The sequence below is a fragment of the Hymenobacter tenuis genome, assembly GCF_054780495.1.
In genome coordinates this window covers 1,937,829-1,950,708 of the sequence record NZ_BAAGWF010000001.1, presented here as the reverse complement: position 1 = coordinate 1,950,708, position 12,880 = coordinate 1,937,829, and the positions used below count along the sequence as shown (strand labels likewise).

Genomic DNA, 12,880 nt, shown 5'->3' with positions numbered 1-12,880 from the left:
CTCAGATGAGGAGGGCTGGGTGAGGTTGAAAAACTAGGATTAGAAGGCTAGAACTAGTTGATGTTCAACGGTTGGTTAACCACCCCCAGCCCCTCCTCATCTGAGGAGGGGAGCCCAGCTCCTAGCTCAAAAAAGCTATTGAACCGTTTCGTAACGGGCCTTTTGCAGCACCTTTTTGTATTCCGAAGGGAATACTTTCACGAAGCGGCCAGCCTCTTCGGGCCAGTTGCTGAGAAGATAGGCGGCGAGCTGGCTGCCGGTTAGCTCGGCGTGCTGGCCTAGCAATTCCTGGATTTGCAGCTCGTCGTCGGTATCGAGTGGGTCCAGTTCTACCATTTCGGGGTTGCAGTTGGCGGGGAAGGTGCCGTCGGCATCGTACACCCAGGCAATGCCCCCGCTCATGCCAGCCGCGAAGTTGCGGCCGGTGCGGCCCAGGATGAGGGCGCGGCCACCCGTCATGTACTCGCAGCCATGGTCGCCTACGCCTTCCACCACGGCTGTGGCACCGGAGTTGCGCACCGCAAACCGCTCGCCGGCTTGCCCGCGCACAAACAGCTCGCCGGAGGTAGCGCCGTACAAAGCCACGTTGCCAATAATAATATTTTGCTCGGGCACGAAGTTACCATCGGGGGCAGGGTAGATGATGAGCCGGGCCCCACTCAACCCCTTGCCCACGTAGTCGTTGGCTTCCCCTTCCAGCCGGAAGGATAGCCCCCGCACGCTGAATGCCCCAAAGCTCTGGCCCGCCGCCCCCCGGAAGGTATAATTAATGGTATGTTCCGGCAGGCCGGCAGCGTGGTAGCGCTTGGTTATCTCATTCGAGAGCAACGTGCCAATGGTGCGGTTGGTATTGTGCACCGTAAACTCCGCCGTAACAGGCTGCTGATATTCCAGGGCAGCTTGGGCATGCGCAAGCAGCTGCCAATCTAGAATGTTGTCGAGGCCATGGTCCTGGGCTTCGCTGTGGTGCAGCGTGCTGCCAGCGGCGGGGGATGTGAGGTACAGCAGGTCGCGCAGGTCGAGATGGCGCGCTTTCCAGTGCTGAATATCGGGGCGCGCTTTCAGGAACTGAGCCCGGCCTACCATTTCATTAATGGTCCGGAAGCCCAAGGAGGCCATTATTTCGCGCAGCTCCTCGGCCAGGAAGCGGAATAGGTTCACGATGTGCTCGGGCCGGCCGCTGAACAGGCGGCGCAGCTCCGGGTCCTGGGTGGCCACGCCGACGGGGCAGGTGTTGAGGTGGCACTTGCGCATCATCACGCAGCCGCCCGCTACTAACGCCGCCGTGGCTACGCCCCACTCTTCAGCCCCTAGCAGGGTAGCAATGGCCAAGTCGCGGCCGGTTTTGAGCTGGCCGTCGGCTTGCAGCACCACGCGGCTGCGAAGCTGGTTGCGCACTAAGGTTTGGTGGGCCTCGGCTAGCCCTAGCTCCCAAGGAAGGCCGGCGTGGCGAATGGAGCTCATGGGTGAAGCCCCGGTGCCACCGTCATAGCCGGCAATCAAAATCACGTCGGCGTGGGCTTTGGCTACCCCGGCGGCAATGGTGCCCACGCCCGCCTTGCTCACCAACTTCACGTTGATGCGGGCAGCGCGGTTGGCGTTTTTCAGGTCGAAGATGAGCTGGGCTAGGTCCTCAATGGAGTAAATGTCGTGGTGGGGTGGGGGCGAGATGAGGCCCACGCCGGGGGTAGCGTGGCGCACCTTGGCAATCCACTCGTCAACCTTATGGCCAGGCAGCTGGCCACCTTCGCCAGGCTTGGCGCCCTGGGCCATCTTGATTTGCAGTTCGTCGGCGTTGGTGAGGTAGTGGGCCGTAACGCCAAAGCGGGCCGAGGCCACCTGCTTAATGGCTGAGCGCATGGAGTCGCCGTTGGCCATTTGCTCGTAGCGCAGCGGGTCCTCGCCGCCCTCGCCGGTGTTGCTCTTGCCTCCAATGCGGTTCATGGCAATGGCTAGGGTGCTGTGCGCCTCATGCGAAATAGACCCAAACGACATAGCCCCAGTAGCAAAGCGCCGCATGATGTTCTCGGCGGGCTCTACTTCTTCCAGCGGCACAGCCGGGCGATGGTACGCAAAGTCCAGCAGGCCGCGTAGCGTGAAGGCGCTTTTGCCGGGCGTATTCACCAGCTTGGCGTAGCGCTGATAAGTTTCGTAGTTGCCGGTGCGGGTCGCATGCTGGAGCAAGTGCACCGTTTCGGGGTTGAACTGGTGGGCCTCGCCGCGGCGGCGCCATTGGTACACGCCCCCTTCGGGCAGGATGTTCTGCTCCTCAAGTGTGCTGCTCCGAAATCCCTGGAAGTGCTTGAACAGGGTTTCGCGGGCTATTTCATCCAGGCCTAGCCCCCCAATGCGCGTTACGGCGCCGGTGAAATAGGCGTCTACTACTTCCCGGTTAATGCCCAATATCTCGAACACCTGCGCCCCGTGGTAGGACTGCAGCGTGCTGATGCCCATTTTGGAGAAAATCTTGAGCAGCCCATCACATATGGCCTTGATGTAGTTGGCCTCCAGCTTCTCTATCGGCTGGGCATGTGCCAGCTTACCGCTAGCGTGCATGGTCCGGATGGTAGATAGGGCCAGGTAGGGGTTGATGGCTGTGGCGCCAAAGGCGAGCAGGCAGGCAAAATGGTGCACTTCCCACACGTCGCCGGCCTCTACCACTAGCCCCACCGAGCCTCGGTACCCCTTTCGAATTAGGTGGTGATGCACCGCCGAAACAGCCAGCAACGAGGGAATGGCCGCGTGCTCGGAGTCGAGGTAGCGGTCCGAAAGAATCAATACTTCAAAGCCATCATCCACGGCGTCTTCGGCGTAGCGGCACAGGCGCTCCAGGCCCGCTTTAAGGGCGCCCGGTTTGCCATCGGCCCGGAAGTAGGTATTAATGGTTTTGGCATTGAACAGTCCCGTATCAATACTGCGGAGCTTTTCCAACTCGTGGTTGGTCAGGATGGGATGGTGCAGAGCCACGCAATGGCAGTGCATTTTGTCCTCATCCAGAATGTTGCCGTTGTTGCCGATAAACGTAGCCAGACTCATCACCAGCCGCTCCCGAATGGGGTCGATGGGTGGGTTAGTAACCTGGGCGAAGAACTGTTTGAAGTAGCTGCTCAGGTGCTGAGGCTGGTCTGAAAGCACGGCCAGCGGCGTATCTACGCCCATGGAGCCAATGGGCTCCTTGCCATCTAAGGCCATGGGTGTGAGGATGGTGTCGATGTCTTCGCGGGTGTAGCCGAACACTTGGTGATATTTGAACACCGATTCGGCGGCCAGGTCCGTGAACACCAGGCGGGGCTCGGGCAACTCTTCTAGCCGAATTTGGTACTCGCTGAGCCACTGCCCATAGGGCTGCCGGGTGGCGGCCTGGGTCTTGAGTTCCTCGTCGGCAATGATGTTGCCGGCTACGGTGTCAATGAGCAGCATTTTGCCGGGCTGCAAGCGGCCTTTGCGCACAATGACGGTTTCGGGCAAACCGGCCCCTAGTACGCCGGCTTCGGAAGCTACCAATACGCGGCCATCATTGGTAATGGCGTAGCGCAGAGGGCGCAGGCCGTTGCGGTCTAGCATAGCGCCAATCATGCTGCCATCGGTGAAGATGAGAGCTGCGGGGCCGTCCCAGGGGGCCATAAACGTGGCGTGGAACTCGTAGAAAGCCTTTTTAAGCGGGTCCATCTGCTCGTTGCCGTCCCAGGCCTCGGGCACCAGCATCATCATCACGTGAGGCAGGCTGCGGCCGCAGTGCAATAGCAGCTCCACAATGTTATCCAGGCAGGCCGAGTCTGATTGATTAGGGATGATGACGGGCAGCAGAATTTCCATTTCCTCGGCCGAGAAGTAGGGCGAGAGGTAGGAGGGAAGGCCGGCATAAAACCAGTTGAGGTTGCCACGCAGGGTATTGATTTCGCCGTTGTGCGCCAGCATCCGGAACGGCTGAGCCAGCCGCCACGAGGGAAACGTGTTGGTGGAAAAGCGCGAGTGCACTAGGCCCATGGCCGAGGTCACGCGCGCATCCGACAGCTCGGGAAAGTAGCTGCGCACCTGATAGGTAGTAAGCTGGCCTTTGTACACGATAACCCGGCAGGAAAGCGAGGTGAAGTACACTTCTTCTTGCGGCAGGCTGGCGGCTGCCTCACGCGCAATGAGGCGGCGCAATACGTACAGTTTGCGCTCAAAATCATCGGGGGTGGTTGCGCCGCTGGGCCTACCTAGGAAAAGCTGTTCAATAGCGGGCTCGGCGGCTAGGGCCGTGGGGCCTATGCCCGCCGGATTCACGGGTACTGGGCGGTAACCGAGCACCGGAATGCCGAGCTGCGCGGCCGCCGCCGCAATAACCTGGCGGCAAACGTGCTGCAACCCTACATTTTTAGGCAGAAACAGCATGCCCACGCCGTACTCGCCAGGTTCGGGCAGCCGAATGCCAAGCGCGGTGCATTCTTCCAAGAGAAACCAATGCGGCAACTGGAGCAGCAAGCCGGCGCCATCACCAGAGTCGGAGTCGCAGCCACAGGCGCCGCGGTGCTCCATATTTTCCAGAATCGTCAGCGCATCGGCTACAATCTGGTGCGATTTACGGCCGTCGACGTTGGCAATAAAGCCGGTGCCGCAGGCGTCATGTTCAAACTCAGGGCGGTAGAGGCCCTGTGCGGTATGTAGCTCCATCGGAGAGAGGTGTCGTGGTTCGAGCGTTCTAAGTGACCCCCGGCAGCAGGTCCGAACCCATAACCTAATGCGGCCGACGCGGGCAATCCACTCTTTGCAGCACTTCTTTCCGATTTCTAACTTGCCGCTTTAACCCGCTCCGGTGACTGCTTTGCGGTCGAAATGCGCATTCTGCCCACAAAAAACTGCTTCTTACAGGCAAACCCTCACCTGGCAAGCCTACAATTTCTAAGCACCTCAGAACCCTAATATTTACGCTCATGAAAGACCTGCTGCGCGACAACCTGAGCTTCCGCCTGAACGGCCGCCTGTGGGTAGAAACCGACACCGACCGATTTATGGGTATCGGTAGGCTAGAGCTGTTAAGCCAGATTCAGGCTCAGGGCTCCATCTCGAAGGCGGCTCAGCACATGGGCATGTCGTATAAGCGAGCCTGGGACTTAGTAAGCTCCCTGAACGCCCAGGCCGCCAAGCCGCTGGTACTCACGCAGGCCGGCGGCAAGCGCGGCGGCGGAGCCGAGGTAACACCCGAAGGGCAGCAGCTGGTGCAGGAATTTCGGGCGCTGCAGGAGCGGTTTCAGGAATTTATGAGGCTAGAAACCACGCGCCTGTTGTAGTAGGTGCTTTGGCTAGTTCTTCTCCCCAACTAAGGCGGATAAACCATTCTGAGCTTTGATCGTTATGTTTGGCAAAATATAACGAATGAAGCGCGCTGCTCTCCGCATTCCTATCTTACTCGCACTAGGTCTATCGCCGGCGCTAACCCTGGCCCATCAGCGGCCAGCGCTGCCTGATACCGCACGCCGGGTGCAGCAGTTAGGGGAGGTGGTGGTATCCGCTTCTAAGGTGGAGGAGAGCTTGTTGCAGTCGCCGGTGACGGTAGAAAAGCTCACGGCGCGTCAGTTGCGGCTCACGCCGGCACCGTCGTTTTTCGATGCCATAGAGCACGTGAAGGGCATGCAGGTGATTACGCCCAGCCTTAGCTTTAAAGTGATAAACGCCCGCGGCTTCACGAACACCACTAATGTGCGCTTCGTGCAGCTCGTGGATGGCATCGATAACCAGGCGCCCCATATTGGCGGACCCCTTGGCAACGTACTGGGGCCTAGCGACCTGGATATTCGGGCGGTGGAGATTGTCCCCGGCACGGCCGCCGCGCTGTATGGGTTGAACGCTATCAATGGGCTAGCGAACTTCAGTACCCGCAACCCCTTCCGGAGCGAGGGGCTGAGCGTGCAGCAGAAAACCGGGGTTAACCACCTGCACGACCCTAGTACCACCGTCCGGCCGTTCACTGAAACCAGCCTGCGCTACGCCAAGGTGCTTAGCCCGAAGTTCGCGTTCAAAGTGAATGGCACCTACCTGCGCGGCTATGACTGGGTGGCCGCTGACCTGACCGACCTCAATCCAACGGGTAACGCTACTACTAGCCTACTGGGACCCGACAACCCCGCCCGCGACCCGGTGAATAGCTACGGCAACGAGTCCTCGAACCGCACCACGCTGTTGCTGGGCGGCAAAAGCTACCAAGTGGCGCGTACCGGCTACCAAGAGCAGGACGTAACCGATTACCACCTGCAAACCATCCGCTACGATGCGGCCCTGCACTACAAACTGACAAGCACCACCGAGCTGGCATACACTTACCGCGGCGCCGTGCTTGACAATGTGTACCAACGCAGCAACCGGTTCCGGCTGGAAGGTTACCGCCTGCAGCAGCACGCCCTGCAGCTCAGCGGCTCCGTGGTGCAGGCCCGCGCCTATTTCACCCAGGAGAATACCGGCCAGAGCTACAACCTGCGCTCCGCCGCCGAAAACCTCGACCGTAGCTTTAAGCCCGATGCCCGCTGGAACCAGGACTATACGGCTGCCTGGAACGACGCGGTGGGACTAGCGCAAACCGTAGCCCAAGCCCACGCGGCGGCCCGCGTGGCGGCTGATGCCGGTCGTCTCCAACCCGGCACGCCCGAGTTCAAAGACCGCCTACGCGAACTAACTGATATCAACAATTGGGACCAGGGCGCCGCGCTGCGTGTGCAGGCCCAACTGCTGCATGCAGAAGCACAGGTGAATGTAAGCGAGTCGCTCCGTCGCGGTAGGCACCAGGTGCTGCCGGCCTGGGCCGACCTGCTGGTGGGCGCCGACCATCGGACGTACTTTATTGAGCCCGATGGCAATTACTTTATCAATCCTACTGCGGGCGAAGACCCCTACGGCACGCTCACGTACGGCAAAACCGGCGGCTTTGTGCAGGCCGGCGCTAGGCTGCTGCCTGGAGAAAAGCTGCGCCTGACGGCCACCATGCGGGCCGATAAAAACAACTACTTCAGCACCCGTTTCAATCCGCGCCTGACCGCGGTGTACTCACCCACGCAGCGCCACAACTTCCGGGCAAGCTACCAGAGCGGCTACCGCTTCCCGAGCTTATTCGAGGGGTTTTCCAATGTAAACAGTGGGCAAGTGAAGCGGATTGGTGGGCTCCGCGTGATGTCAGACGGGGTATTTGAAAACAGCTACTTGCGCAGCTCTATTGATGCCTTTAACCAGGCAGTTATGGCCGATATCAATGCCAGTGCCAGCCCGGCCGATGCGGCTGAAAAGCGGCGCCTGGCCATAGAGCAGAACAAAGGGCGGTTAGTGAAAACCCCCTACACTTACCTACGGCCCGAGCACATTAAGTCGTGGGAAGTGGGGTACAAAGCCGCACTGCTACCAGAGGGCCGGTTGCTGCTGGATGTAGATTTCTACTACAACGCCTACCGCGACTTTATTGCCCAGGTAGAAGCCTACGTGCCCAAAACCAACAACCCCGACTCGGTGGCCATTTACCTTAACAGCCGCGCTACCCAAAGCCGCTACCGCCTCTGGACCAATGCCCAAAGCAAAGTGTATACCTACGGTAGTTCCCTAGGGCTGCGCTACGACGTAACCGGCGGCTACCTGGCCGGCGCCAGCATCACGTACTCGCGCCTCTACCGTACTGAATCTGGCGATGGGCTGGAGGATGGCTTCAACACACCGCGCTGGGCTTATAACCTGAGTTTGGGTAATGAAAAGGTGGTGAAAAACTTCGGGTTCGGACTTAACTACCGCTGGCAAGCCAAGTACCACTCCCAAACCTTCCTGGTCACCGGTACCGTGCCCGCCTACCACACCCTCGATGCACAGTTGAGCTACACCGTTCCTAGCCCCAATCTGCGCCTGAAGCTCGGCGCCAGCAACTTGCTCAACCACTATTATGTGAGCTACCTTGGCGGCCCAAGCGTGGGCGGGTTGTACTACCTCTCGGTAACGTACGGACTGTAGAATCGCACTTTGGGGTTCACCTAATCGCGCTGACCTTGTCGGGTATCCTCACTACAGGCCATTCTACTAGCTTCCTAACTCCGCACTGCTCTATGCTCGATGCCCTTCGCACGTATTTCCAGGGTAAGCTGCCGCTCTCCGAAGAGCAACTGGCGGAACTGAGTACGTTGCTTACGTGGCGGCACCTAGCCAAGCAGGAGGTGCTCGTGCGGCAAGGGGAGGTTGGGCGCTATGGAGCATTTGTGGTGCAGGGCTGTTTGCGCAGCTTCGTGACGGATGCCCGCCAAAAGGAGCATATTCTGCAATTCGCGCCCGAAAACTGGTGGATTTCTGATCAGCACAGCCTAGTGCGCCATGAGCCGGCACTGTTTTCCATCGATGCCCTCGAGAATTCGGAGGTATTGGTTTTTGGGGCCGATTTCTACCAGCGGTTGCAGTCGTTTGGGCCGGAGTTTCAGGCGTTCTTCTACCGCTTGCTGCAAAACAGTCTGGCCGCTATGCAGCGCCGGCTGATTGGGGTGCTCAGTGCCCCGGCCGAGGAACGCTATCAGGAGTTTCTGCAGCTCTACCCCACGCTGGCCCGGCGGCTGCCCCAGCGTCACATTGCCGCCTACCTCGGTATCACGCCTGAGTCGTTGAGCCGCATTCGGGGTGAGCTGGCCCGAGGCTAAGCCGAAGCAGATAGAACAGGTTGGTGCCAACCCAAGGGCTAGTACCCTCATCAGTAATGCAAGGCTATTCACGCCTAACGCTCTGTTGAGGCATACTACGTGCTGACACGATGGGCACACGCTACGGATGAGTGGTTAATTTAGAATAAATATGCATAATGATTTAACTGGCTGATAGTTAGCTATTCATTGTCGAGGTCGGGCCTGTATTGAATTATAGAAAGTATAAACACGAGCAAAAGAAGAACGCGGGGCGGAAATATGGCGTAAGCAGTGTTCGGTTCAGCTTAACCCAGCTGAGTTTGTCCTGATTCCTCCTTCATCTACTATTCTTTGGCACTATGATTCAGCAACCCACTACTGCGCCTACCGGGGCTGGGTTGGCCGCACCACCGCCATCCGGCGTGGTTCGCCTTACCATCAACGGCACCAAGCATACCCTGCAGCTTGCTCCCTGGACCACCTTGCTCGATGCCCTGCGCGAGTACGTACACCTCACAGGCACCAAAAAAGGCTGCGACCATGGCCAGTGCGGTGCCTGCACGGTGCTAGTAGATGGCAAGCGCATTAATAGCTGCCTGACGCTGGCTGTGATGCATGAAGAGTCGGATATTACCACCATTGAAGGCCTGGGCTCCCAGGAGAACCTGCACCCGCTGCAGCAAGCCTTCATCGACCACGATGCGTTTCAGTGTGGCTACTGCACCCCCGGCCAAATCTGCTCGGCGCAAGGGCTCATCAACGAAGGCAAAGCCCACACCGAGGACGAAATTAGGGAGCACATGAGTGGCAACCTCTGCCGCTGCGGTGCCTACGTAGGCATCTTGAATGCCGTGAAGGAGGTAGTGGATTCTAAGAAGTCAGAGCTTAGAAACTAGAGTGCAGATGGCGCAGCCATTAATGTTTCTCCATTTCTAAGTTCTCACCTCTCCGTTCTAAGCTCTCGACCATGAATCCATTTACTTATACCCACGCCCGGGCCGTTGAGGACGCCGTGCGGGACAACACCAGTCACCCCGGCGCCGCTTACATTGGGGGCGGCACCAATCTGCTGGACCTGATGAAGGAAAACGTGGCCCGGCCCACGCACCTCGTTGGCATCAGCAAATTGCCGCTCACGCAAATAGAGGAAACTTCCAACGGCGGTCTGCGCCTCGGTGCCCTTGCCACCAACGCCGACACGGCTTGGAACGAGGAAGTAAAGCGCCGCTACCCCTTGCTGAACCAGGCTATTTTGGCTGGCGCCTCGCCGCAGCTGCGCAACATGGCCACCAACGGCGGCAACCTCATGCAGCGCACCCGCTGCTACTATTTCTACGATACTGCTACCCCCTGCAATAAGCGCGAACCCGGTTCCGGCTGCTCCGCTATTGGGGGCTTCAACCGGATTCATGCCATTCTGGGGGCTAGTGAGCAGTGCATTGCTACCCACCCCTCAGATATGTGCGTGGGCTTGGCCGCCCTAGCCCCTACGGTGCGCGTAACCGGCCCTAATGGCGACCGGACCATTCCTTTCGAAGACTTCCACCGCCTGCCTGGCAACACCCCGGAGCGCGACAATAATCTGGAACCCGGCGAGCTGATTACGGGCCTCGATTTGCCCGCTAAAGGTTTCGAAAAGAACTTCACCTACCTCAAGCTCCGCGACCGGACTTCGTATGCTTTTGCCGTGATTTCGGTGGCGGCTGCGCTGGAGCTGGAAGGTAACACCATTGTGGATGCGCGCCTAGCGCTAGGCGGAGTAGCCCACAAACCCTGGCGCGACCAGGACGCGGAAAACCTGCTGAAAGGCCAGCCCGCCACGCCCGAAACCTTTGCCCGCGCCGCCGCAAAAGTGGTGGAAGGGGCCGTGGGGCAGGGCTCCAACAACTTCAAGATTGAGCTGGCCCGCCGCGCCATTGTGCGCGCCCTCAAGCAGGCCGCCGAAGGCAACCAGCACGCATCCGATGTCTTTTTAAACTCGAATCCATGAGCAATACCACCTACATCGGCAAACCCACAAGCCGCGTCGACGGTCCAGCTAAGGTAACGGGCGCCGCTACCTACGCAGCGGAGTTTCATGTGCCCAACATGGCCTACGGCTGGGTGGTAAGCAGCCCCATTGCCAAAGGCAAAATCACGAAAGTACACGCTGACGAAGTGCTGGCCATTCCGGGCGTGCTGCAGGTGTTTTCGCACGAAAACGTACCTAGTCTCCCGTGGTTTGATAGGAACTATAAGGATGATGTGGCCCCCGGCGGCTCGCCCTTCCGGCCCCTGCATGACAATGAAATTAACTTCAGTCAGCAGCCTATTGCCTTGGTAGTGGCCGAGAGCCTGGAGGTAGCCCGCTACGCCTCCTCCGTGCTGCGCTTCGACTTTGACCAGGCAGAGCACGACACCGATATTGAAAATAAGCGCGACAAAGGGTTTGAGCCCGGCCGGGGCAAAACCGGCTGGATGCCGCCACCACCGCCCCGCGGCAACCCTGACCAAGCCTGGGAAGGCGCCGAGCACCGCATTAAGGAGGAATACGTGCACGGCACCCAGCACCACAACCCCATGGAAATGTTCGGGGCCACCGTAGAGTGGCACGCCGACAAGAAACTCACCGTCTATGACAAGACGCAGGGGGTAGTGAATGTGCAGAACTACCTTACCAAGATATTTGGGCTCAGCAAAGATGACTGCCGGGTGATAAACCACTACATGGGTGGTGGTTTTGGTTCGGGTCTGCGGCCTCAATACTCGGTGTTTCTGGCAGTAATGGCCTCTTTGGAACTGAAACGCTCGGTACGGGTCACGCTCACGCGCCAGCAAATGTTCAGCTTCGGCCACCGGCCTCACACGTTGCAGTACCTCAAACTAGGCTCCAACCCAGATGGAACCCTAGCCGCCCTGCAGCACCACGCCCTGCACGAAACCTCGCAGTTTGAAGACTACACCGAGAACGTAGTGAACTGGTCGGGTATGCTTTATCAGTGCGAAAACGTGAAGCTGGGCTATCAAATCACGAAGCTCGATGTGTTTACGCCCCAGGATATGCGCGCGCCCGGTGCAGCTACCGGCTCGTTTGCCCTGGAAGTGGCCATGGACGAAATGGCTTATGCTGCCGGGCTCGACCCAGTAGAGTTTCGCCTGCGCAACTACGCTGAAAAAGACCAAAACCTGAATAAGCCTTTCTCCAGCAAAAAACTGCGTGAGTGCTACCACCAAGGCGCGGCCAAGTTTGGCTGGGAGAAGCGCACGCCCGAGCCACGCTCAATGCGCAACGGCAACCGCTTGGTAGGCTACGGTATGGCCGGCGGGGTGTGGGATGCCACGCAACAGAAAGCGGCTGCCAAAGCTGTATTCACCGCCGATGGCAAACTGAAAGTAACCAGCGCCACTGCTGATATCGGTACAGGCACGTACACCATCATGACCCAGATTGCGGCCCAAACCCTGGGCTTGCCCCTGGAGGCGGTAAGCTTTAAGCTCGGTGATACCACCATGCCCGAAGCTCCCGTAGAAGGTGGCTCCTGGACGGCGGCCTCGGTGGGTACGGCTGTAAAAAATGTGTGCGATGCGCTAGGCGAAAAGCTTCTGAAACTAGCCCAAAAGATGGAAGGCTCGCCACTAAAAGGCGCCAGCTTTGACGATGTAGAGTTCGTGAACGGCCAGATCCGGTTGCGGCTTGACCACAACGAAGGGGTAGTACTCCGCGACATTCTGCAAGCCAGCGGCGAGGAAAAACTGGAGGTAGATAACTCGGCGCAGCCCAACATGATAAAGCAGCAGCCCTACTCCATGCACTCGCACAATGCCGTGTTTGTGGAGGTAGAAGTTGATGAGGAGCTGGGTACCGTGCATGTTACGCGTGTGCTCAATGCCGTGGCTGCCGGTCGCATCTTGAATACCAAAACGGCTCGTAGCCAAGTGCTAGGCTCCATTGTGTGGGGAATAGGGATGGCCATGATGGAGGAAACCGTGATGGACCACAAGTTCGGCCGGTACATGAACCACAACTACGCCGAGTACCACATTCCCGTCAACGCCGACATCCGCGACCTGGAAGTGCTCTTTGTGGAGGAGGAAGACGACATCGTGAACCCGCTGGGCGTGAAAGGCATTGGGGAGGTAGGCCTGCTAGGCGTTGCCGCCGCCGTAACCAACGCCGTGTACCACGCTACCGGCAAGCGCGTCCGCGACCTGCCTATTTACTTGGACAAGCTGATGTAATCCGGTTTGCTGTACCATAAAAAAAGCCCCGGCGCTGTAAAGTGCTG

General features: G+C 58.9%; 7 protein-coding genes. 6 read left to right on the top strand and 1 reads right to left on the bottom strand.

The features are described from left to right. Nucleotides 1–135: 135 nt before the first annotated feature. The gene (gltB, locus tag ACYVGU_RS08480; RefSeq protein WP_460621685.1) at nt 136–4,656 is read right to left on the bottom strand and encodes a glutamate synthase family protein; all 4,521 of its coding nucleotides are present in this window, start codon (nt 4,654–4,656) and stop codon (nt 136–138) included. Nucleotides 4,657–4,916: 260 nt separating this feature from the next. On the opposite strand from gltB, the gene ACYVGU_RS08475 reads away from it, so the two are divergent. The 6 genes from ACYVGU_RS08475 to ACYVGU_RS08450 all read left to right on the top strand — a co-directional run bounded on the left by ACYVGU_RS08475 (nt 4,917) and on the right by ACYVGU_RS08450 (nt 12,833). Beyond that, a complete protein-coding gene (locus ACYVGU_RS08475; RefSeq protein ID WP_460621684.1) occupies nt 4,917–5,273 on the top strand; it encodes a winged helix-turn-helix domain-containing protein in 357 nt (118 codons plus the stop codon). 85 nt (nt 5,274–5,358) lie between these two features. Continuing rightward, nucleotides 5,359–7,962, top strand: coding sequence for a TonB-dependent receptor (locus ACYVGU_RS08470; protein ID WP_460621683.1), 2,604 nt, complete (start codon nt 5,359–5,361; stop codon nt 7,960–7,962). Between the two features lie 92 nt (nt 7,963–8,054). Further along, nucleotides 8,055–8,633, top strand: a complete 579-nt coding sequence (locus ACYVGU_RS08465) for a Crp/Fnr family transcriptional regulator (protein ID WP_460621682.1) — start codon at nt 8,055–8,057, stop codon at nt 8,631–8,633. A gap of 341 nt (nt 8,634–8,974) precedes the next feature. Beyond that, a complete protein-coding gene (locus ACYVGU_RS08460) occupies nt 8,975–9,511 on the top strand; it encodes a (2Fe-2S)-binding protein (protein ID WP_460621681.1) in 537 nt (178 codons plus the stop codon). Nucleotides 9,512–9,582: 71 nt separating this feature from the next. After that, a complete protein-coding gene (locus ACYVGU_RS08455) occupies nt 9,583–10,605 on the top strand; it encodes an FAD binding domain-containing protein (protein WP_460621680.1) in 1,023 nt (340 codons plus the stop codon). Then, nucleotides 10,602–12,833, top strand: coding sequence for a xanthine dehydrogenase family protein molybdopterin-binding subunit (locus ACYVGU_RS08450; protein WP_460621679.1), 2,232 nt, complete (start codon nt 10,602–10,604; stop codon nt 12,831–12,833). The genes ACYVGU_RS08455 and ACYVGU_RS08450 overlap by 4 nt, the downstream gene beginning before the upstream one ends. The last annotated feature ends 47 nt before the right edge of the window (nt 12,834–12,880 follow it).